Origin of the sequence: Tetzosporium hominis (assembly GCF_002265435.1) — a bacterium.
GTDB lineage: Bacteria > Bacillota > Bacilli > Bacillales_A > Planococcaceae > Chryseomicrobium > Chryseomicrobium hominis.
On the sequence record NZ_NOKQ01000187.1, the window covers coordinates 106,067 to 129,245 of the forward strand.

General features: G+C 44.7%; 22 protein-coding genes. 3 read left to right on the top strand and 19 right to left on the bottom strand.

Annotated elements, in window-relative coordinates; translation table 11 throughout:
• Nucleotides 1-43 precede the first annotated feature (43 nt).
• Nucleotides 44-880, top strand: coding sequence for a pyrroline-5-carboxylate reductase (gene proC / locus CF394_RS04370; RefSeq protein WP_094942009.1), 837 nt, complete (start codon nt 44-46; stop codon nt 878-880).
• Here proC and rnz read toward each other — a convergent pair.
• From rnz to mce, 5 genes are read right to left on the bottom strand one after another with little or no spacing between them, the layout of a single operon-like run.
• Nucleotides 838-1,785: a ribonuclease Z gene (gene rnz / locus CF394_RS04375; protein ID WP_094942010.1), complete on the bottom strand. Its 948-nt coding sequence runs from the start codon at nt 1,783-1,785 to the stop codon at nt 838-840. The genes proC and rnz overlap by 43 nt on opposite strands.
• A gap of 1 nt (nt 1,786) precedes the next feature.
• Nucleotides 1,787-3,025: a DNA polymerase IV gene (locus tag CF394_RS04380; RefSeq protein WP_094942011.1), complete on the bottom strand. Its 1,239-nt coding sequence runs from the start codon at nt 3,023-3,025 to the stop codon at nt 1,787-1,789.
• A gap of 12 nt (nt 3,026-3,037) precedes the next feature.
• Entirely contained in the window at nt 3,038-4,135 is a 1,098-nt protein-coding gene (locus tag CF394_RS04385; RefSeq protein ID WP_094942012.1) for a M20/M25/M40 family metallo-hydrolase, read from the bottom strand.
• A gap of 11 nt (nt 4,136-4,146) precedes the next feature.
• Nucleotides 4,147-5,694 (bottom strand): acyl-CoA carboxylase subunit beta, encoded by a 1,548-nt coding sequence (locus tag CF394_RS04390; protein WP_094942013.1) that lies wholly within the window; start codon nt 5,692-5,694, stop codon nt 4,147-4,149.
• Nucleotides 5,694-6,107 carry a methylmalonyl-CoA epimerase gene (gene mce / locus CF394_RS04395; RefSeq protein WP_094942014.1) on the bottom strand — a complete coding sequence of 138 codons (414 nt, stop codon included), beginning with the start codon at nt 6,105-6,107 and terminating at the stop codon, nt 5,694-5,696. Before mce ends, CF394_RS04390 begins: the two co-directional genes overlap by 1 nt.
• A gap of 112 nt (nt 6,108-6,219) precedes the next feature.
• Here mce and prli42 point away from each other — a divergent pair, with 112 nt between their 5' ends.
• Nucleotides 6,220-6,315, top strand: a complete 96-nt coding sequence (gene prli42 / locus CF394_RS15725) for a stressosome-associated protein Prli42 (RefSeq protein ID WP_165767453.1) — start codon at nt 6,220-6,222, stop codon at nt 6,313-6,315.
• Between the two features lie 39 nt (nt 6,316-6,354).
• On the opposite strand, the gene CF394_RS04400 is transcribed toward prli42, so the two are convergent.
• From CF394_RS04400 to CF394_RS04455, 12 genes are all read right to left on the bottom strand, one after another.
• Entirely contained in the window at nt 6,355-6,795 is a 441-nt protein-coding gene (locus tag CF394_RS04400) for a BrxA/BrxB family bacilliredoxin (protein ID WP_094942015.1), read from the bottom strand.
• Nucleotides 6,796-6,833: 38 nt separating this feature from the next.
• Nucleotides 6,834-7,847, bottom strand: coding sequence for a methylmalonyl Co-A mutase-associated GTPase MeaB (gene meaB / locus CF394_RS04405; protein WP_094942016.1), 1,014 nt, complete (start codon nt 7,845-7,847; stop codon nt 6,834-6,836).
• Entirely contained in the window at nt 7,844-9,937 is a 2,094-nt protein-coding gene (gene scpA / locus CF394_RS04410; protein WP_094942017.1) for a methylmalonyl-CoA mutase, read from the bottom strand. Before scpA ends, meaB begins: the two co-directional genes overlap by 4 nt.
• Nucleotides 9,934-11,259: a methylmalonyl-CoA mutase family protein gene (locus CF394_RS04415; protein ID WP_094942018.1), complete on the bottom strand. Its 1,326-nt coding sequence runs from the start codon at nt 11,257-11,259 to the stop codon at nt 9,934-9,936. The genes scpA and CF394_RS04415 overlap by 4 nt, the downstream gene beginning before the upstream one ends.
• Before the next feature lie 101 nt (nt 11,260-11,360).
• A complete protein-coding gene (locus CF394_RS04420; protein WP_094942019.1) occupies nt 11,361-12,662 on the bottom strand; it encodes a dihydrolipoamide acetyltransferase family protein in 1,302 nt (433 codons plus the stop codon).
• 15 nt (nt 12,663-12,677) lie between these two features.
• Nucleotides 12,678-13,661, bottom strand: coding sequence for an alpha-ketoacid dehydrogenase subunit beta (locus CF394_RS04425; protein ID WP_094942020.1), 984 nt, complete (start codon nt 13,659-13,661; stop codon nt 12,678-12,680).
• On the bottom strand, nt 13,661-14,665 hold the full coding sequence (locus CF394_RS04430) for a thiamine pyrophosphate-dependent dehydrogenase E1 component subunit alpha (RefSeq protein WP_094942021.1): 1,005 nt from the start codon (nt 14,663-14,665) through the stop codon (nt 13,661-13,663). The genes CF394_RS04425 and CF394_RS04430 overlap by 1 nt, the downstream gene beginning before the upstream one ends.
• Nucleotides 14,666-14,679: 14 nt before the next feature.
• On the bottom strand, nt 14,680-16,107 hold the full coding sequence (gene lpdA / locus CF394_RS04435) for a dihydrolipoyl dehydrogenase (protein ID WP_094942022.1): 1,428 nt from the start codon (nt 16,105-16,107) through the stop codon (nt 14,680-14,682).
• Between the two features lie 14 nt (nt 16,108-16,121).
• Entirely contained in the window at nt 16,122-17,198 is a 1,077-nt protein-coding gene (buk, locus tag CF394_RS04440) for a butyrate kinase (RefSeq protein ID WP_094942023.1), read from the bottom strand.
• Between the two features lie 23 nt (nt 17,199-17,221).
• Nucleotides 17,222-18,316: a Leu/Phe/Val dehydrogenase gene (locus tag CF394_RS04445; protein WP_094942024.1), complete on the bottom strand. Its 1,095-nt coding sequence runs from the start codon at nt 18,314-18,316 to the stop codon at nt 17,222-17,224.
• A 22-nt stretch (nt 18,317-18,338) separates the two neighbouring features.
• Complete coding sequence (locus tag CF394_RS04450; protein WP_094942025.1) at nt 18,339-19,223, bottom strand: bifunctional enoyl-CoA hydratase/phosphate acetyltransferase; 885 nt, start codon at nt 19,221-19,223, stop codon at nt 18,339-18,341.
• A gap of 12 nt (nt 19,224-19,235) precedes the next feature.
• On the bottom strand, nt 19,236-21,191 hold the full coding sequence (locus tag CF394_RS04455; protein WP_094942026.1) for a PAS domain-containing protein: 1,956 nt from the start codon (nt 21,189-21,191) through the stop codon (nt 19,236-19,238).
• 125 nt (nt 21,192-21,316) lie between these two features.
• On the opposite strand from CF394_RS04455, the gene CF394_RS04460 reads away from it, so the two are divergent.
• Entirely contained in the window at nt 21,317-21,559 is a 243-nt protein-coding gene (locus tag CF394_RS04460) for a DUF2627 domain-containing protein (RefSeq protein ID WP_094942027.1), read from the top strand.
• Nucleotides 21,560-21,570: 11 nt separating this feature from the next.
• On the opposite strand, the gene CF394_RS04465 is transcribed toward CF394_RS04460, so the two are convergent.
• The gene (locus CF394_RS04465) at nt 21,571-22,281 is read right to left on the bottom strand and encodes a glycerophosphodiester phosphodiesterase (RefSeq protein WP_094942028.1); all 711 of its coding nucleotides are present in this window, start codon (nt 22,279-22,281) and stop codon (nt 21,571-21,573) included.
• Nucleotides 22,282-22,294: 13 nt separating this feature from the next.
• Nucleotides 22,295-23,071, bottom strand: a complete 777-nt coding sequence (gene spo0A / locus CF394_RS04470) for a sporulation transcription factor Spo0A (protein ID WP_094942029.1) — start codon at nt 23,069-23,071, stop codon at nt 22,295-22,297.
• Between the last annotated feature and the right edge of the window lie 108 nt (nt 23,072-23,179).

Consider the following 23,179-nt stretch of genomic DNA (forward strand, 5'->3'; position numbering starts at 1 on the left):
ACAATTCTATAATTCGAATCATTATATAGAGGAGGCGGTTTGAATGAAGATTGTATTTTTCGGAGCAGGCTCAATGGCAGAAGCATTAATTAGTGGATGGGTTCACTCTCCGACACTTCCTCCGCTCTCTCTCTATGTCACGAATAAAAGCGATCATGCAACATTGAAACGATTGGAAGCTACTTATGATACGAGCTGCGTAGTTGACCATCCGGAAAGTATAGAAACAGCTGATTTTGTAGTACTCGCGATGAAACCTAAGGACGTAAAAGAAGCATTTCCAGCAATCCGACCACAGATTTCAGCGCATACTACCGTGATCTCGGTCATTGCGGGTATTGATATGGAATTGTTGGAGACAGCTTTTCCTGGTCATGCTATCGTTCGAGCCATGCCTAATACGTCTGCTACCATCGGAAAAAGTGCGACCGTGTTGAGTACTAATAATTTGGTTTCAGCAAGTACTCTTAATTTTGTAACTCAATTATTTGAAGCAATCGGAACAGTAGCTGTCATGCCAGATCATCAGATGCATGCAGTGACCGCTGTATCTGGAAGTGGGCCAGCCTATGTGTATTATGTAACCGAGCTGCTTCAGCAAGCCGCCAAAGAACGAGGGTTGCCGGATGATGAAGCTGAATCCCTGGTACTGCAGACTCTAGAAGGCGCTGTCGCTATGCTCCGCGAGACAAAAGAAAAGCCTGCCACTCTGAGACAACGAGTGACAAGCCCGGGAGGCACAACAGAAGCCGGCCTTCGCCAAATGAAACAACTAGGAATTGAGACTGCGATTTCAAAAGGCATCGCCGCTGCTACAACGCAGTCGCATATTCTAGGTCAAGCAGTGAAAGACGTTATGCTGCCATCTCGTAAGAGCTGATAGCCTTGTAAATCTTGTGCAATGAATACGGGACAGCCGGCATCTCCCATTTCAGCTACTAAGCGCGGTTCATCTTCTTTTGTGAAGCGTGCACTAATATGCGTTGCAATCAAATGTTTGGCCCCTGCTCGCTGTGCTACGGTCGCTGCTTGACGAAATGTCGAATGACCGTAAGCACCAGCGAGTTTTTTATTGGTATCGTCAAAGGTGGCTTCATGAACGACCACGTCCGCGTCAATTGCCAATCGAATCGAAGCTTCACAAAATCTTGTATCTCCAAGAATCGATAGAATAAGCCCTCGCTGAGGGGAAGATGTGACATCTGTACCTTTTATTATTCGGCCGTCTTCTAACTGGATAGTCTCTCCGTTTTTTAAACGTCCCAGAAGAGGTCCTTTTGGTACACCTAACTCTCTCACTTTCTCCATCAACAAAGTTCCTGGTAAGTCTTCCTGAACGATTCGATATCCGAAGCTCGGAATCACGTGTTCCAGTAAGTCTGCTTCAACTACAAACTGCTCGTCTTCAAACACGATCCCCGGTTGGATTTCACGAATGGAGAGTGGGTACGTCAAATGCGTTCCTGATAGTCTTAGAGACGTTCGAATGTACTCTTCAATTCCAGCAGGTCCATAAACGGTTAGTTCTTCTGTTCCTCCAAGGAAAGAGCGAGAACCTAAAAATCCCGGAAGACCGAAAATATGGTCACCATGAAGATGGGTGATAAAAATCTTTTCCACTCGACGTGGTTTATAGGAGGTTTCAATCAAGCGGTGCTGCATGGCTTCTCCACAGTCGAATAGCCAATACGTGCCTCTTTCCTCTACAAGATTCAATAGTATTGAGGACGTATGACGCGTTCTAGATGGCATACCAGCACCTGTTCCTAAAAACATTAGTTCCATCTTACTCCTCCTTGTCGTGATCATTTAAGAAATCTTTACTGAAGCTAGAAGATGAGCCTTTTGAGCGGATCCGAATCCCTTTTTGAATACTCGACTTTCCGTATTTCTTTTGCAGCTCTTCTACAAGATTTCGAACGGGTTCTTCTTTTGCTACTTGTTGATACGAGTCAAAAGTAAGTTGCTCCGTGATCTCACCTGGCTCTTTCAACTGTTGTACAGTTACACCAACCAAACGTACTGGTTCGAGATTCCATAGTTCGAGGAATAACTTCTTGGCGTGTTTTTCAATATCCGACTGTCTATAGATAGGTTCTTTAAATGTGCGACTCTTCGACCGGTTCTGCCAATCGTGGTAACGGATCTGGACATGAACTCCGTACCCCACATACCCTTTTTCTTTCAAACGACTTGCCACTTTACCTGATAACTGCTCGATATGCTGGAGCAGTGCAGGTTTTGAGGTTTCGTCAAAAGACAGAGTCTTGGAGTTGCCGACACTTTTTCGTTCATACACGGATTCTGGATCTACTGGTCGACTGTCGATTCCGTGAGCTCGTCGCCACAATTTTTCGCCGTGTTGTCCCAGTACTTCAGACGCTTGTTTTTCGGTCATCCGCGCTAAGTCTCCAATAGTATGAATAGAGTGTGCTCGTAATTTGTTAGCAGTCTTCTCCCCCACACCATGCATCTTTTCCACATCAAGCGGCCACAATACATGGGCTACATCACGTTTTCGAAGGACCGTAATTCCCATCGGCTTTTTCATACCGCTTGCCATCTTAGCCAAAAACTTGTTCGGCGCAATTCCTATACTACATGGTAGGTCGAGTTCTCGTAAGATGCGACTTTGAATGGTCTTTGCCAGTTCAATAGCGTCCGCTCCGTTAACAACAGAGGTGACATCCATATAGCCTTCGTCAATAGAGACAGGCTCTACAAGATCCGAATACTCTCGCAAAATTGCGAACATGGCTTGACTAGCAATTCGGTACCGCTCAAAGGTAGGTGTAACGAAAAGAAGCGAAGGGCATTTGCGCTTCGCTTCCCACACGGGCATCGTCGTATAGACTCCGTAGGCACGCGCTTCATAGGAGCACGTTATAATAATGCCTTTACGTTCTTTCGGATTGCCGGCCACAGCGACCGGCTTTCCTTTTAGAGAAGGGTCATGAGCCTGTTCGACCGACGCAAAAAAACTATTCATATCCAGATGGAATAAGATGCGTCCTCGTTCGCTCATTCTACGTCCCTCCTATTTCTTCAACAAGTGTTCTACTACATCTGCTAATTTTTCAAGCTGATCAAGAGGCATCGCTTCATTAGTCGTATGAATCTCTTCATAGCCTACAGATAAAATGACGGTAGGCACACCAAGACCATTCAAGATGTTGGCATCGCTGCCCCCACCACTCCGTTTGATAGAAACAGGGAGTCCTAATGCTTCAAGAGCTTCTTTTGCAAATACTACGACAGGTTCTGATTCTGAATACGAAAACCCTGGGTACATCATCTCGGTCTTCGTCTCTGCTGAAGCTCCGAATTGTTCTGCCGTTGTAGAGAATGTGTTGACCATATGCTCTACTTGAGCCATTACTTTTTCTTCAGTCAAAGAACGTGCTTCAGATAAAATGTGCACTTCTGGACAGACGATATTAGTCGCTTTTCCACCTTCAAAACGACCGATGTTCGCTGTTGTCTCGTCATCGATACGACCAAGTGACATCGCAGAAATTGATTTCGCTGCCACTGTGATGGCCGAGATACCTTTTTCAGGAGCAACGCCGGCATGCGCGGGTTTCCCAGTAACTGTTGTCCATAGCTTTGCTTGGTAAGGAGCTGCTACGACGATACCGCCGACTTCTCCGTCACTATCAAGCGCGTAGCCATAGTCTGCATCGAGAAGAGCCGCATCTAAAGCTTTTGCACCTACAAGTCCACTTTCTTCTCCGACTGTGATCACCACTTGGATCTGTCCATGAGATGCACCTGATTCAAAGACGCGTCGCAGGCCTTCAAATAAAGCAGCAATTCCTGCTTTGTCATCTGCACCTAAAATCGTATCGCCTTGTGAGACGATGCGGTCGCCTTCGATAACGGCTTTAATGTTCTCGCCTGGAGTGACTGTATCCATGTGACAAGAGAACAATAGCTTCGGTTGTTCAGCATTTCCTTCTTTTGTAGCAATTAAATTACCGGCTCCAAATCCAGTTTTTTCTTTCGCGTCATCTTCAATGACCGTGAAACCGAGTTCTTCCAGTTTGGCTTTTAAAATCGGTGCAATCGCCCCTTCATTTCCTGTTTCAGATGAAATTTCAACAAGTTCTATAAATTCATTTACGAGTCTCGACATAATGGCCTCCTTTAAAGTGGGATGTTTCCGTGTTTCTTCTTCGGACGCTCTTCTTTTTTCGTGCGCATCATCTCAAGCGCTTGGATCAATTTGATTCGTGTATCACGAGGATCGATGACATCATCAACCATTCCCATTGATGCTGCGACGTAAGGGTTCGCAAACTTCTCACGGTATTCTTCAATCTTTTCTGCACGAGTGGCTTCTGGATCTGCACTTCCTGCAATTTCACGAGCAAAGATGATGTTTGCGGCTCCGTTTGGCCCCATAACGGCAATCTCAGCATTTGGCCAAGCAAATACGACGTCTGCACCGATCGATTTCGAGTTTAAAGCCACATAAGCTCCGCCATATGCTTTGCGCAAAATGACAGTTAGTTTCGGTACCGTCGCTTCTGAATAGGCATACAAGATCTTCGCTCCGTGACGAATAATACCACCGTGTTCTTGCTTGATTCCTGGGAAGAAGCCTGTAACGTCTTCAAACGTGATCAGTGGGATATTGAACGAATCACAGAAGCGGATGAAGCGAGCTGCCTTATCGGATGAATCGATATCAAGACCACCAGCCATCACTTTTGGTTGGTTGCAGATCAATCCAACCGTCTCACCTTTGATACGTGCGAAACCGACGACGATGTTGCGTGCGAATTCCGCTTGAACTTCTAAGAAAGAATCTGTATCAACTACTTGCTCGATCACGCGGCGAATATCATATGGACGAATCGCTTCAAATGGTACGATGTCAGCAAGATCTGGACGCTCGTCCGATGCTTCCTCAAGTTCTGCAATCGGTGTTTTTTCTTCGTTGTTTTGAGGAAGATACGTTAGAAGCTGGCGCACTTGCTCGAGCACTTCTTCTTCAGTTGCCCCACGGAAATGTGCGTTTCCGCTGATCGTATTATGTACTTTTGAGCCGCCCAAATCTTCAGATGAAATTTTCTCACCTGTTACCGTCTCGATAACCTTTGGTCCGGTGATGAACATCTGACTTGTTTTATCAGTCATGAAAACGAAATCCGTGATGGCTGGAGAGTAAACAGCGCCTCCTGCACATGGACCTAAAATAACAGAGATTTGCGGAATAACTCCTGAATAGATGGCATTACGATAAAAAATCTGGCCATAGCCGTCTAACGAAACAACGCCTTCTTGAATGCGAGCTCCACCTGAGTCATTGAGACCGATGAACGGAGCACCGTTCTTTGCGGCCATGTCCATGACGTTGGCAATCTTAAGAGCGTGCATCTCACCGAGCGCACCGCCAAATACCGTAAAATCTTGTGAGAACAGATAGACTGGCTTACCGTGTACTTTACCATAACCCGTCACAACTCCGTCTCCAGGACCATCTTGCTTGTCCATCCCGAAGTCTGTTGTGCGATGCTTAATGAATGGGCTCAGTTCAACAAATGTGCCTTCGTCTAAAAGAAGATCAATTCGCTCGCGAGCTGTCAGCTTTCCTTTTTCATGTTGCTTTTCAATACGCTCGTCACCACCACCAAGTTCGATCGTGCGTTTGCGGTCATATAACTCATTGATTTTATCGTACATATCCATTACTGTTTCGCCTCCGACTGTTTTTCACATACTTCATAAAGCACTCCGTAAGAAGACTTTGGATGTAAAAAAGCGACTAGTGCGCCTCCTGCTCCAACTTTCGGTTTGTCTTGCATCAAGCACACCCCTTGCTCTTTCAATTCCTGTAAACGAGATTCAATTGAGTCGACTCCGAAAGCTATATGATGCATCCCTGGTCCCTTTTTTTCTAAAAAGCCATGTATCGCGCTAGCTTCTGAAAGAGGCTCTAGAAGTTCAAGTTTCAGATTGCCTGCATCTAAGAAAGCTACTTTCACTTGTTCGCTCTCAACTTCTTCAACTTTCAGCAGTGGAAGACCTAGTGTCTCCGTATAGTATGGAAGCGCTTCATCAATTGATTGTACGGCGATTCCGATATGATCTACTTTTTTCATCGTGCCATCCCCTTTCACACTCTATCTTCTATTGTAGCGATTTCAAAAATGGTTGGCTACCTCTTTTGTCTTTGCTAGAATAGAGGTAGTGAACTAGAGGAGCGATGTATGCATGAGAAATGAGACGTTTCGAAAAGTAATTATCTACTTGATGATTATTACGATGTTACTTTCTACATTTGTGTTTGGATTAAGCTTTTTACTATAAAAATACACGGTCTGAATTTCAGACCGTGTATTTTTTAGTTTAATATTCTTCGCAGTGTTCTTCGAATAGTGCTTGAAGGTGCGTGATAACACTCATTGGGTCATGCCCTTCAATCTCGTGGCGTCCTACTTCTGCAACCATTTGACCGTCTTTTACTAAAACGAATGAAGGTGAAGAAGGTAAATGCTCGTCGCCGAACTTGTCACGCGCATAGAAAGTTGCTTCTTTATCTTGGCCTGCAAATACCGTTACCAAGTGATCTGGTCGGCGGTCATAATGCACCGCATGTGTCGCTGCTGGACGGGCGATGCCGCCTGCACAACCACAAACCGAGTTAACCATGAACAAAGTAGTTCCAGAACGCTCAAGCGCGCGGTCTACATCTTCAGGTGTACGTAATTGTTCGTATCCTGCAGCATCCATCTCATTGCGAGCTGTAGTTACGATCTCATTCATATATAGGTTAAAATCCATACTCATTTCAAAACACTCCTTTATAGCAGTATTGTATCAGACTTTTAGCTACTTGACGAAGCAAAAAGTTTGCTGACGGCTTGTTCAACTGTCAGCTCAGATGCAGCTACTTGTTGTTCTAGTTCTTTCATCAGGTGCTTTTTCTCAGATGATGCAAAAAATCGAGAAATCAATGCATCGGTTACGGATTCTTTAAACCACTGCTTTTGTTGTTGGCTTCGAGTCTGTTCAAACACACCCGATTCCGTAGTAAGCTTACGAAACTGTTCGATTGTCTTCCAGACGTCTTCTAAGCCCATTTTTTTATAAGACGAGACAGGAAGTGCAACAGGTGTCCAGCCAATAGTTGCCGGTTGGATGAAATGCAAGATCTGCTTGAACTCTGACACTGTCTTTTTCGCAGGCGCTTCATTGGCTCCGTCTGCTTTGTGAACAACGATGGCGTCTGCAAGTTCCATGATCCCTTTCTTCATCCCCTGCAGCTCGTCTCCAGCTCCAGTCAAAGTGAGTAACAAGAAGAAATCCGTCATTTCTCTGACAGCTGTCTCCGATTGACCCACTCCTACGGTTTCAATTAACACGACATCATATCCTGCAGCTTCACAAAGTAGCATCGTCTCGCGACTTTTTTTATGCACACCGCCTAGCGTACCCGATGTAGGTGACGGGCGGACGAATGCATTTGCTTCTTTCACGAGTGTCTCCATTCGCGTCTTGTCACCGAGGATACTTCCTCCCGTGCGAGAGGACGAAGGATCAATAGCTAGAACCGCAACACGGTGCCCCTGATCCACAAGCATCTTTCCAAACGCTTCAATAAACGTACTCTTTCCTGCACCGGGCACACCTGTAATACCGATTCGAATCGAGTTTCCTGTTCGAGGGAGCAATTGCTGCAAGAGCTGCTGCGCCGCTTCTCTATGAGTAGGTTGCTGACTCTCAATGAGCGTGATAGCACGAGCAAGAGCAACTCGCGAGCCACTGATTAGCGGCTCTACAAGTTCTTCAGGATTTAAAGGTTGTGCTGCTCTTTTGGAAAATTTTTTGACGTTCGTCATACGGTCTCTCCAGCTTCTTCGTAGCCAAGCTGCTTATAGATCTCCTCGATTACTTTTTGAGCAGCTACCGGAATGACAGTTCCTGGACCAAAGATAGCAGAAGCACCGTTTTCAAGAAGGAACGCATAATCTTGACTCGGGATAACACCGCCAACCACCAGAAGAATATCGGAGCGACCTAATTTTTCGAGTTCTGCTTTTAGTTCAGGCACGAGTGTCAAGTGACCTGCTGCGAGCGAACTGACGCCAATCACATGGACGTCATTCTCAACAGCTTGTAAAGCGGTCTCTGCAGGCGTCTGGAACAGAGGTCCCATATCTACGTCAAACCCAAGGTCAGCAAATGCGGTCGCTATGACTTTCGCGCCGCGGTCATGCCCGTCTTGTCCCATCTTCGCTATCATGATACGAGGACGACGGCCTTCGTTTTCTAAGAAGTCTTCCGCCATTTCTTTCACAGCTTCCACTTCCTGAGATTCCGAGTAGTTCGAGCTGTAAACACCACTGATAGAACGAATGATGGCTTTATGACGACCTGACACTTCTTCAATAGCATCCGAGATTTCGCCAAGTGTAGCTCGGTGACGTGCCGCTTCTACTGCGAGCTCCAATAAATTGCCTTGGCCGGAAGCTGCCGCATCTGTCAGTTGCTGTAACGCGCGTTCTACTGCTTGTTGGTCGCGTTCTGTACGTACTTTCTCGAGACGAGCGATTTGAGACAAGCGAACAGCTGAGTTGTCGATTGCTAAGATGTCGATTGGGTCTTCTTTTTCAAGGCGACGATAATTGACTCCTACAATCTTTTCTTGCTTCGAATCGATCTGTGCTTGACGGATGGCCGCTGCTTCTTCAATCTTCATTTTCGGAAGTCCGGTCTCAATCGCTTTCGCCATACCACCTAGTGATTCAATCTCTTCGATATGAGCCCACGCTTTTGTCATCAGTTCTTCAGTCAATGTTTCCACGTAATAGCTACCGCCCCATGGGTCGATAATTGAAGTCATTCCCGCTTCTTCTTGCAAGAACAGTTGTGTGTTCCGTGCGATTCGAGCGGAGAAATCTGTTGGAAGCGCGATGGCTTCATCAAGTGCGTTCGTATGAAGAGATTGGGTGTGCCCCATAGCAGCTGCGTTCGCTTCAATTAGTGTACGTGTCACGTTGTTGAACGGATCTTGCTCTGTCAAACTCCATCCAGATGTTTGAGAATGCGTACGAAGTGCTAACGATTTTTCATTTTTCGGTTCAAACTTAGAAATCAGTTCTGCCCAGATCCGTCGTGCGGCGCGCATCTTTGCGACTTCCATGTAATAGTTCATGCCAACTGCCCAGAAGAATGACAGGCGCGGAGCAAATCGGTCAATATCCATACCTGCTGCAAGTCCTGTTCGAACATACTCGAGTCCGTCAGCTAGCGTATACGCAAGCTCGATATCCGCTGTAGCACCGGCTTCTTGCATATGGTAGCCTGAAATCGAAATCGAATTGAACTTCGGCATGTTTTGAGATGTATACGAGAAGATATCCGCAATGATTTTCATCGACATTTCAGGTGGATAGATGTACGTATTTCGTACCATATATTCTTTTAAAATGTCGTTTTGAATGGTTCCTGTCAGTTGTTCTGGCAATACACCTTGCTCTTCCGCTGTTACTATGTAGAATGCCAAGATAGGAAGTACTGCTCCGTTCATTGTCATCGATACAGACATCTGATCGAGTGGAATTCCGTCGAACAAGATTTTCATGTCTTCAACAGAATCAATGGCTACACCGGCTTTTCCGACGTCTCCTTTGACACGTTCGTGATCCGAGTCATACCCACGGTGAGTGGCAAGGTCAAATGCCACAGACAAGCCTTTTTGCCCCATTGCCAAGTTGCGGCGATAGAATGCGTTACTTTCTTCTGCTGTTGAAAACCCGGCATATTGCCGTACAGTCCACGGTTTTTGAACATACATCGTCGGGTACGGCCCACGAGTGAAGGGCACCATTCCAGGTAGTTCCCCAATGTGACGTGCTTGCTGCAAATCTTCTTTTGTGTAACGCGGCTTTACTGGAATGCCTTCGTTTGTCATGATTGTCTTTTTCATTGTGCATCCTCCTTAGCTAGCAAGTTAGAGCAGAGTTCTGTACCTTTTTCAAGAAGAGACTGACCCAAATGAATTGTCCCGTTCACACCTTTTGATTGGAAGTTTTCGAAATCAGGGTGCTTGCCTGCAATATCAATATATTGAGTAGAGTCGATTATGTTCCCTACCACGTTCGAAATATCTTCATCAGTTCCCGCAATGACGACATATGCATAATTACTCATTTGAGCTGGAGAAATCACCGCTGCATCCCAACCGAACGTCGACAAGATCCCTTTACAAAAGTCTACACGAGGTTTGCTTGCTTTGTAGTCACCGGCTTGTACGATGGCCACCTTTTCAGAAAGCGGTTGAAGGGATGCGCGAAGCTCTTCGAAAGGCTCGGCAAGACGTTTGTATCCGTTGTCTTGAGAAACAACTGCAACAGCATCTGCAGGATTTGCATAGACCGTGGTGCCGATGAGGGCTTGCTTGCGTTTAGCCACGGCTTTTAGCTGAACTTCAAAGGAATTAGTTGATTGCAACTGCAACCATTCGTTTTGCTGCTGTTGAGTTTTCTCACTTAGTTCACTAAAAACTGTCCACGCTTTTTCAGCAAGTTGATCGGTCAACGATTCAATCGCATAAGCGCCCGCTGCCGGATCTTGAACTGCAGATACGAACGTTTCGTGCTCAATAATTTCTAAAATGTTTGCTGCAAGACGTTTGCTAAGTTCGGTCTCACCTGTCAGTTGATCAAACGGATAGACTGCCACTTCGTTGGCACCACCAAGAACTGCTGAAAACGCACTGTTCGCGCTTCGCAGTAGGTTGACCATTGGATCATATAAAGAATACGAGCGCAAAGACGTCTCAGCCACAACTTTTAAAGGAACTATGTCAAGCTTACGTGCATGAAGAAATGCGTTCCACAAGACGCGGGCTGCGCGAAGTTTGGCTATTTCCATGAAAAACTGCGTATCTAATGAAAAAGCTACTTTTTCAGGTGTAGTGCCGGCTTCGACCTTGTTATGTGCCTCAAGTAAAAATGCCACAAGCTCTGTGACTGCATCTGCCCCACGTTTATGCCACTCTCTTGTGTCTAGATCAACTTGTGTTCCAGGCTCTATAGCCTTCACACCTTCAGCTACCCAGACTTGTTGAAGCTTCAGAATTTGATCTTCTTGCTCTTTTGTTAATTCTGTATAAAGAGGTTCAATCGTGATCATCTCAGGAGTTGCTGTCGTGAGTGATGACCAATCTTTTCCTCGTAACGATGAGGTGACAAGTTCTTTCCATTGTTCTAGTGTCTTTGATTCAAACGAGCTTGTAGAGTGTGCCATGTTGTTCCTCCCTAACTTGAATGCGTTTTCATACCATTTCTAGTGTACTCTATTTTCTGGAATAGAAAAAGCCGTCCAACAAAGTGGACGGCCCCTAAAATTTAATAGACTGACGTGTTTTCTTTCGTCATGTTTTCTAGAATTTCTTTCACTCGTGCTAAGAAGCGGCCACATACGAGACCATCAAGTACTCGGTGATCAAGAGATAGACACAAGTTGACCATGTCACGAGCTGCAATCATGCCACCGTCCATGATAACGGGACGTTTGACAATAGACTCGACTTGAAGAATAGCTGCTTGTGGATAGTTGATGATTCCCATCGACTGTACAGATCCGAATGAACCTGTATTGTTGACTGTGAATGTACCACCTTGCATATCGTCAGATTTCAATTTACCAGCACGGACTTTGCCTGCCAGTTCGTTGATCTCACGTGCGATCCCTTTAATCGTCTTTTCATCTGCATGCTTGATAACCGGCACATACAACGCATCTTCCGTCGCAACTGCGATAGAGATGTTGATGTCTTTTTTCTGGATGATCTTGTCGCCTGCCCACATAGAGTTCATCATTGGGAATTCTTTTAACGCTTGTGCAACGGCTTTAACGAAGAAAGCGAAGTACGTGACGTTGAATCCTTCTTTTTGCTTGAACTCGTTTTTGATGGAGTCGCGATACTGAACTAAGTTCGTCACGTCCACTTCAATCATTGTCCATGCATGCGGTGCCTCGTGCTTACTGCGAAGCATGTTGGCAGCAATTGCTTTACGGATACCTGTAACTGGGATTTCCACGTCACCTGGTAGTGTCGGGATATCTTGTTTAGGTGCCGCTGGAGCTTCTTTAGCAACTGGAGCTGCTTGTGGAGCTTCCGGTTGACTCGGAGCTGCTGGTGTTTCTTGTGCTTGAGGAATCTCACCAGAATCGATAATCTTTTGAAGATCTTTTCGAGTGATACGTCCTTCTTTACCAGAGCCTGATACTAAAGCTAAGTCAATTCCGTGCTCGCCTGCCATTTTTAAAACAGCTGGAGAGAAACGACCGCCACCTGCAGGGCGTTCTACTTTCGCAGGAGTTGCTGGTTGCGCATCCTGTTTAGGTGTTTCCTGAGGGGGCTCTTCTTTAGTCGGTGCAGGAGTGGCTTCTTCTGTAGCCCCACCCTCCGTCTCAATCGTACAAACGACTTCGCCTACCGCTAATGTATCTCCTTCTGAAGCAATCAATTCCTTGATCACGCCAGTAAATGAAGAAGGAATCTCAGCAGTGACTTTATCTGTGTTTACTTCAGCAAGTGGATCGTATTTGTTGACGTGGTCGCCAGGTGCAACCAACCATTTGTCAATGGTCCCTTCCGTCACACTCTCTCCGAGCTGAGGCATTTTGATTTGTTCAAGTGCCATAGTAGTTCCTCCTTTTTAGAATTCTGCAAGCTCGCGCATTGCTTTTTCTACTTTATCTGGGTTGATCATAAAGAATTTCTCCATCGTCGGAGCATAAGGCATTGCAGGAACATCTGGTCCAGCAAGACGTTGAACAGGAGCGTCTAAGTCGAATAGGCAGTTCTCAGCGATGATAGCTGCGACTTCTGACATGATGCTTCCTTCTTTGTTGTCTTCTGTTACAAGAAGTACTTTTCCTGTTTTAGAAGCCGCTTCGATAATGCCTTCTTTATCTAATGGATACACGGTGCGTAAATCAACAACGTGAGCTGAGATACCGTCTTTTTCAAGACGTTCAGCAGCTTGAAGTGCAAAGTGAACCGCTAAACCGTAAGTGATGACCGTGATGTCTTCTCCTTCACGTTTCACATCTACTTTCCCAATTTCGATTGTGTAATCTTCTGTTGGAACTTCGCCTTTAATTAGTCGGTATGCACGCTTGTGTTCGAAGAATAAAACTGGATCTTCGTCACGAATTGCCGCTTTTAAGAGACCTTTCGCATCGTAAGGAGTTGACGGAATCACGATTTTTAAACCAGGTTGGTTTGCAAATACCGCCTCTACAGATTGTGAGTGGTACAATGCCCCGTGAATTCCTCCACCGAATGGTGCACGAATAACCATTGGACAAGTCCAGTCATTGTTAGAGCGGTATCGAATACGAGCCGCTTCCGAGATGATTTGATTGACTGCAGGCATAATAAAGTCTGCAAACTGCATTTCTGCGATAGGACGAAGACCATACATGGCAGCACCGATTCCTACTCCAGCAATTGCTGATTCTGCAAGGGGTGTATCCAGTACGCGGTACTCTCCAAATTGATCATAAAGACCGTTTGTCGCTTTAAATACGCCGCCTTTACGGCCAACGTCTTCTCCAAGAACGAATACGCGCTCATCACGTTCCATCTCTTCTTTCATCGCAAGTGTGATGGCATCAATATAAGACATGATTGGCATTAGTTGTCGCCTCCTTGCTCAGCATATACATGTTTCAGTGCATCTTCTGGAGCAGCATACGGTGCATTTTCAGCATAATCCGTTGCTTCGTTGACTTCTTTCATGATGCGGTCGTTCAGTTCTTTTTCAGACTCGTCAGTTAAGATTCCGTTTTCTTTCAAGTACGCGGCAAATGACAAGATTGGATCCAGCTTTTTACCTTCTTCGATTTCTTCAGCTGATTTGTACTGGCGGTCATCATCATCTGATGAGTGAGCCGTCAAACGGAATGTTACGGCTTCGATTAGAGAAGGACCTTCCCCGTTTCGTGCGCGCTCTACCGCTTCTTTCATAACACGGTACACTTCGATTGGATCTTTTCCGTCCACTTCAAATCCAGGCATGCCGTAAGCAATGGCACGGTCAGCAATGTTCTTACTTGCTACTTGGCGGTCAAACGGTACAGAAATTGCATATTTGTTGTTCTCTACCATTGTGATACATGGAAGCTTATGAACTCCAGCGAAGTTAAGACCTTCGTGGAAATCCCCTTGGTTAGAAGAACCTTCTCCAAGTGTTACAAAGGATACGAAATCTTTTTTCTCAATTTTTGCTGCAAGAGCCACCCCAACTGCATGAGGAACTTGAGTCGTAACCGGCGAAGAACCTGTCAAGATACGGTTCTTCTTCTGACCAAAGTGACCTGGCATTTGACGACCACCTGAGTTTGGGTCTTCAGCTTTAGCAAATGCAGAAAGCATCAAGTCACGAGCTGTCATACCAAAGTGAAGAACAACACCCATGTCACGGTAGTAAGGTGCGATATAATCTTTTTCTGTGTCTAGAGCATATGCAGCACCAACTTGAGCTGCCTCTTGTCCTTGACAAGAAATAACGAATGGAATTTTACCAGCGCGGTTTAGTAACCACATACGCTCATCGATCCGACGTGCAAGCAACATCGTCTCGTACATTTTTAATACGTCATCATTTGTAAGTCCAACTTGTTCATGACGAGTAGTCATTTCAGTTCCTCCTTTTAGCTGTGGATGGCTTTGCCGTCGACTGCAAGAGCAGCCTCTCCCATAATTTCAGAAAGCGTTGGGTGTGGGTGAACGGTAGAACCGATTTCCCAAGGAGTTGCATCTAGAACCATCGCAAGGCCAGCTTCAGAAATCAAGTCGGTTGCATGTGGTCCAATCATGTGGACTCCTAAAATGTCATTTGTATCTTTATCTGCAATTATCTTTACAAATCCATCAGATTCTCCATAAACAAGAGCTTTTCCGATAGCTTTGAAAGAGAACTTACCAGTTTTCACGTTGAAGCCGCGCTCTTTTGCTTGTGCTTCTGTCATTCCGACACTTGAAGCTTCTGGATTCGAGTAGATGCAGCGAGCTACTTTTTCCGTATCCATTGCATGTACTTCTTCCCCGGCAATGTGTTCAACAGCTGTGATACCTTCATGACTCGCTACGTGAGCAAGCTGAAGTCCTCCGATCACATCTCCGATTGCGTAGATATGAGATTCTTTTGTCTGATACGTATCTGACACTTGGATGAAGCCTTTTTCAATAACGATATCCGTGTTCTCGATTCCAATGTTTTCAACATTTGCTTGGCGACCGACAGATACGAGCATCTTCTCAGCTTGAAACGACTGATTCTCACCTTTGATTTCGGCTTGAATCGTAACGCCATTGTCTAGTGAGAGTGTTTCAGGCATCACTTTTGCAGATGTAATGATTGTGATTCCTTTTTTCTCAAGAATCTTTTTCATTTCTTTTGAAATCGCATCGTCTTCCGTAGGGATAATACGGTCTGCGTATTCAATAACTGTTACTTCGACTCCGAAATCGTGAAGCATTGAAGCCCACTCGATTCCGATAACGCCTCCACCTACGATGATGATAGATTTCGGAAGCTCTTTCATTTCAAGTGCTTCATCAGAAGTCATGACGAATTCGCCGTCAATTGTAAGACCTGGAAGCGTGCGTGGTCGTGATCCTGTAGCAAGAACGACGTTCTTCGGAATCAACATTTCGTTTTCTTCACCATTGTTCATCTCAACAGAAATGGTACCACCTGGAGAAGGACTAAAGATAGACGGTCCGAGCATGCGTCCTGTTCCTTCAAATACATCAATCTTGCCTTTTTTCATTAGACCTTGTACACCTTGGTGCAGTTGGTCGACGATTGATTGTTTACGTTTCTGGACAGCGCTGAAGTCAAGTGTGACATCCCCTGTCACAACACCAAATTCATGTGCGCGGTCTTTCGCTGTATGGTAGACCTCTGCAGAACGCAAAAGGGCTTTACTTGGAATACATCCTTTATGTAGGCATGTTCCGCCTAATTTTCCTTTTTCAACGATGGCTGTTTTCAGGCCAAGTTGTGCTGCACGAATCGCAGCCACATAACCGCCTGTTCCACCACCAAGTATGACCACATCATACTCTTTTGCCATGGGAAATCCCTCCTTTAGTTCGGATAATGCTTCGGTTGCTCTTCGCCACTTAACACGCGGTAAGCACCTTCAGCTAGAGCTTGTAGTTCATCTTCTCCTGGATACGTTACAACGTCTGCAATCCAGCTGATTCTACTTGCGATCTCTTGGACAAATGCTTTGCCGTAAGCAAGACCACCTGTTAATAAAATCGCGTCGACTTTTCCAGACAAAACGGCACTCTGAGCACCGATTTCTTTTGCGACTTGATAGGCCATAGCGTCATAAATCAACTTCGCTTCTTTATCGCCTTGTTCGATACGCTTTTCGACCGTCACCGCATCGTTTGTGCCCAAATAACTGACCAGACCACCTTGACCCACGATGAGTTTCATGACTTCATGCTGGTAGTACTGACCCGAAAAACATAGCTCGATTAAGTCTCCAATCGGCACACTTCCCGCACGTTCAGGACTGAAAGGTCCATCACCATGAAGACCATTGTTTACGTCGATCACTTTTCCTAAATGGTGTGTACCGACCGTTATTCCACCGCCCATATGGACGACGATGAGAGATAACGAATCATACGGTTTGCCTACTTCTTTTGCATAGCGTCGCGCCACAGCCTTCTGGTTTAACGCATGAAAAATAGAACGACGTTCAAGCTTTGCTGTACCGGACACACGTGCAAGTTCTTGCATTTCATCTACGACGACTGGATCGACGATATATGCGGGAATATTTAAGCCTTTAGCTATCTCGTTGGCAATGATGCCCCCTAGGTTTGATGCATGTTGCCCAGAATAGCCGATGCGCAGGTCTTCAAGCATTTGCTCGTTGACTTCATACGTGCCGCCTTCGATAGGGCGTAACAGGCCCCCGCGTCCGCACACAGCGGACAAGCGGGAGATATTCATTTGTTCTTCATCCAGGGCCTGTAAGATCATATCTTTACGAAATGCAAATTGATCGATAATTGATGGAAACTTTTCGATTTCTTCTGTTTTGTGGCGAATCGTTTTTTCAAATAGCAATTGTTCATTTTCATAAATGCCGATCTTCGTGGAGGTTGAACCTGGATTCAGGACAAGTATTCGATAAGGTTCCATTTGTAATGCCTCCCCAGAGTTGATTAGCGATTTGTTAAAGAGTGTTTTCCATTCTGTAAGAACTGACGGCGTGATTTAGCCATACGAGCGATGCGCTCTTCAGCTAAGCGATCTGCAGCAGCATATGACGCAATGCCTTCTGCTTTAGAGATTTCAAAAATACGAGTGATTGTATCGTAAATTCCTTCAACGCGTTTCATAGCGCGCTCACGATTGTAACCATTCAATTCATCCGCAACGTTCATAACCCCACCTGAGTTAATTACGTAGTCTGGTGCGTAAACGATACCTAGTTCAGCAAGCTTGTCGCCGTGACGTGGTTCTTTCAATTGGTTGTTTGCAGCACCTGCTACAACTTTCGCTTTCAATTGTGGAATCGTGTCATCGTTAATGATTGCCCCAAGAGCACATGGTGCAAAGATATCGACGTCTTGTGAATAGATTTCAGATACATCTACTTGAGTTGCGCCGAATTCTTTCACTGCACGGTCAACAGAAGCTTGGTTGATGTCTGCTACTGTCAAGATTGCGCCTTCTTTATGAAGGAAGTCACATAGTTTGTATGCTACGTTTCCAACACCTTGGACAGCTACTTTTTTACCTTCAAGTGAATCCGAACCAAAAGCTTCCATTGCAGCTGCTTTCATTCCCATGTACACACCGTAAGCTGTTACTGGAGATGGGTTACCAGAAGAGCCGAATGCAGGCGAGATACCAGTTACATAGTTTGTTTCTTCGTGGATTAGGTCCATATCCGCAACAGTCGTACCAACATCTTCTGCTGTGATGTAGCGTCCGTTTAGACCTTGGATGAAACGACCGAATGCACGGAACATCTCTTCGTTTTTATCTTTTAGTGGATCGCCGATAATTACAGTTTTCCCTCCGCCCAAGTTAAGCCCTGCTGCAGCATTTTTATATGTCATTCCTTTTGCTAGGCGCAGTGCATCTTCAATTGCTTCTTCTTCTGTAGCATAGTTCCACATACGTGTTCCACCTAGAGCTGGTCCAAGAGTTGTATCGTGAATTGCGATTATTGCTTTTAGTCCTGAAGTTTTGTCCTGACAGAAAATCAATTGCTCGTAATCATAAGTCTCCATATATTTGAAAATTTCCATTTGTAATTCCTCCAATAGTAGTTTAGTATGCGGCAAGCGCTATTGAATATAATTTGCTTTCTGCACTGTCGGCGCGTGAAGTCAGTACGATAGGTACCTTAGCACCTTCAATGACTGCTCCGACTTTGGCATGAGCAAAGTACATAAACGATTTGTATAGAATGTTTCCAGCTTCAATGTTTGGCACGACTAAAATGTCCGCGTGTCCAGCGGCTTGTGATTCAATCCCTTTCGCTTTTGCGGAAGCAACAGAAATCGCGTTGTCAAAAGCAAGAGGGCCTTCAACTGTACAGCCTGAAATTTGACCTCGTTGGTTCATCATCGTCAGCAATGCCGCATCCGTACTTGACGGCATGGACGGATTCACAACCTCTACCGCACTTAGGGGCGAGACAATCGGATGACTGATTCCGATCCTGTGTGCTACTGAAACTGCATTGACGATGATATCTTTCTTCTGTTTTAAATCAGGAGCAATGTTCATCGCGGCATCTGTAACAAATAATAGCCGGTCAAAGTCCGGAAACTCGAAGACGGCTACATGCGAAATCGTCTTGCCTGTTTTTAGACCCGTGTCATCGCGAAGTACTTCTCGAAGAAGCGCCGCTGTATCCACGTGACCTTTCATCAGTGCATCTGCTTGTCCTTTCCCTGCAGCTTGAGCAGCCTCTCGAACAGCGAGCTGTGGTGACGGGCTAAAGCGAACTTCAACATCTTCATGTTTCGGCATTAGTTCCGAAAAACTAGCAAAAGATTCTTCTGTATCAAATAAGATAAATTTCGCCAATTGATGATAAAGAGCCTGTTTCACTGCTTCTAAAACTTCTTTGTCCGCAGCACATGCAATAGCAATGGTTTTCTTTTCTCGTGCTGCACTTTGTTTTAGTAGTTCATCAAATGTTTTCATCGTCACCCTCCTTTAATCTTCGATTCCAAGTTTCTCAATCTTGTAATAAAGAGTACGAAGTGAGATTTTTAATTTTTTTGCTACTTCCGATTTATTGCCTTTAAACGTAGCAAGAGTATCTTGGATAAGCTTGCGCTCGTATTCTTCTACAAGGTCCGATAAAGAGCCTTGTGGAAGAACCGGCTGGGCTCTTCGAATCGTCGTCAGTGGGAGATGCTTTTCTTCAATCCACTTTTCAGTCGTATTCATAAAAATGAGTGTGCGACTGATGACGTTTTCGAGCTCCCGGACATTTCCTGGCCAGTCGTAGGATTCAAGCGCTCGTAATGCGCGTTCTGAGAATCCTTCAATCTGTCTACCAAACTCTTTGTTCAGTTTCACCAAGACGTGTTCTAAAATCAACGGAATATCTTCCGTTCGTTCTCTTAGTGGTGGTATAAAAATCGGCATCTTGTTGACATGAAAATAAAGTTCTTCGACAAACATGCCGTCCCGCATATTCTTTTCTAATTGATCACTCGTCGATGCAATCAGACGAATATCGCTATGGGGTACTAGTTCCAGTAGCTGCTGCTGCATATCTTGAGGAAGGTCGCCAATTTCATCTAAGAACAACGTGCCACCTTGAGCTTGTTTAATGTAACTCTCTTCTGAAGAAGAGTGAAACAGTTTGGCCAAGTCTTCTTGAGAACTACAATTCACACGAATGAACTTGTTATGCCTTCGTTCACTCTTCCTATGAATGGCATGAGCAAACAAGTCTTTCCCAACTCCAGTTTCTCCTCTTAGGAGGACCGTGACAGGAACATTGGAAGCAAGCTTTGCTTGATCTTTGGCAAATTGGATTTTTTCTGATTTCCCAATGATGTCTTCAAACGACAAGTTAGATTCAAGTGACCGGATCAACAATCTGGCTCGGTCGAGTTCTTTCATCATTGAACGCATCTCCGTAACGTCATGAATAACACCGACACTACCTTTTAATCGATTGTTCACAATGACCGGTGCTACGTTTACAATGACATCTTTTCTATCTTTTCCTACCTGTAGTTGTTTGCCTCGGACTGGCTTCCTAGTTTCAAGGACTTGCCTGTGAATACTTTCTCCGTCAGCGATATCTGCTTCAGCAGGTTTTCCGATAACGTCTTGTTCTTGAAGCCCTGTAATACGCGAATAGGCTGGGTTAATCAACAAACCGATCCCTTTTTCGTCTACAACTGAAATCGCATCGTCTGAAGATTGAATGATGGCTTCTAGCATCATTTGGATTTCTCGAAGGTTTGTCAGTTCCTCTGCCATCTGCTGAATCTCAGAAATATCTTTAAACACCGCAAAAGCCCCAATGCGTTTCCCATCTTCAGTAGTGATCGGAAACCTTGAAGTGACAATTTTGGTACCGCTTTCAAGAGTTAGTTGCTGATTCGTTTCAGATCGCCCCGATTCGATTACGTGCATTAATTTACTATCCGGAATGACTTCATGAATATGTTTGCCAATCACTTCATCTTTTGATACTTGTGTCAGCTTTGCTGCACTGCTATTGAAAAAAGTAATTTTTCCCGATTCATTGATACTGATGATTCCTTCTTCCATGGAATCAAACAAAATGCGTTGAATACGGCGCTGGGAATCCATCATATGAAAGCTACGTTCTTTTTCTTCTATTAATTGAACTAGAACAGATGCAATCTCTCCTGGAATGACCACGGTCGAACGATCTCTCCGTTTTAACAGTTCAGGAAATAGCTCAGGATCACCTGTCGCATCAATAATGACATCGATATCAGGCGTCAAATAGGGCTGCCAGTCTGTATCAGTCGGAATACCATAGGAGCGAGCAAGTTCTAATGCAGGCGCATCCGGGTTCTCATCAATTACAGCAGTGAATGAAAAGCTTCCGCTTGTATGTAGAAGACGAAGAATGGCTGTTCCACCACGACCTGCCCCTAATAAAATTATCTTTTGCAATATATTGCACACCTCCCTGGTGTTAGTGCAAGTTGTTGCATTTCCTACTTATCATAACGCAAGAGAACTCAATTGACAATCATTTTTAGCCATGCGATAGTATCAATAGTAAGGAGATGAAGCACGTGGCACGTTTAGTTGCATTGATAGTTCTAGTTATTCCAGGTATTCTGGCCGCTTATGGAATCAAATTAATGCGTGATACTTTTTTTGGAATTTCGAACCTCGGGGCTGCCCCACTTTGGTTGCAATTTATTCTTGGGTTGCTCTTTATGATTTTGGGTGTGGGATTCTTTGCAGGGTTTTTACTTCGGAGAGATCGAAAGAATGGTCGAGTATCCGACCGTTTTAAAGAGAAAAAGAGCTGAGTCCAATCGACTCAGCTCTTTCTTTGTGCGCGCTCCACAACATCTGGATAGTCACTGATCCAACCAATCACACAAGGCTTCGGATTCGTAATGAATTTTTCTCTCCCTGTTAAGCCATAGAAACGGAATCTGTAACGCTCACACAATGACTCTATCCATTTCGCTTGATAATAACGTTTATTCATATGAATCGTCTTCAGCCACGTATACTGCTTCAGTTCTTCCCAGTCCGTAGACTTTTTGCCGATTAAACACCAGTCGTACTCTGGAAACATGGAATGGCCGGCATCTAATATAGAAATATCAAATGAAGAGAAATGCACATCATCAAACTCGCGAAGCAGCTCCACAACTTCAGCTATCTTCTCAGTCTTTCCCATGTATGTCTCTTTCAATTCGACGTTCAAAGCAACTTGATGAGGTCTTGCAAACTCTAAAAATTCTCGTAATGATAAGATCCGATGACCGAACCATTTGCGGAAGAACCGTCTGCCCACTTTCCACTGCATCAGTTCTTCTGCTGCGACATCACGGACTTGTTTGTTTTGGCCTGTCAAACGGAACAAATCTAGATCATGAAGTATCATATGCTGTCCGTCCGCGGTCAACTGCAAGTCAATTTCAATTCCTCTTGCTTTTCGTTTGATCGCTTCTTTGAACGCAGCGAGTGTATTTTCCATTTTGTATCCTGATGCACCTCGATGCGCATAAACTGGAAGCATGGTATCGTCTCCTCTAGCTTGCCATGTTCTCCAATCGAATCTTGTCTGCAATCATAGCGATAAATTCCGAATTGGTTGGTTTGCTTTTTAAATGATGGACTGTGTAGCCAAATGTTTGTGAAATCGTCTCATAGTTCCCTCGGTTCCATGCCACTTCAATTGCATGACGGATGGCACGTTCTACACGAGATGGTGTCGTATCAAACTTTGCGGCGATTTGTGGATAAAGAACTTTAGTAACCGATCCTAACAGTTCAATATCATGGTATACCATTTGAATGGCTTCACGTAAATACGAATACCCTTTGATATGGGCTGGTACACCTATTTCTTTAATCACATTAGTAATGGTAAAATCGATACCTTTAGTTTTGAAGATATGGCGTTTTGGCGAAACCTCTGTCGTGCTCTGTCCGTTGCCGACGACTTGCAAAATCTGCTGAACCAGGCGGTCAAATTCAAATGGTTTTAACATAAAGTAGGCAGTACCTAGATCCACCGCTTGTTTCATCACTTCTTCTTGACCAAAGGCAGTCAACATGATCACTTTCATCTGAGGATATAACTGCTCTTTATGCAAATAGTCCATGACAGCGATGCCGTCTAGATGCGGCATGATGATGTCGAGTAACAACACATCCGGCACTTCTTTTTCCAAAAGTTCGAGACACTGCTTCCCATTAAATGCTGTGTGAATCACTTCAATTGATGGATGCTCTTTAAAATAATCGGCAATCGTATTCACCAAATCTCTATTATCATCCACAATCATTACTTTAATTTTCTTCACTACATTCATCCCCTATCCTGTATCAATCTAGTTACATACTATAAAGAAAGTACTAGCTAAGTTAATTCATTCGTTTGCAAGATAATTTCTTGCTTATCTTACAAGTGC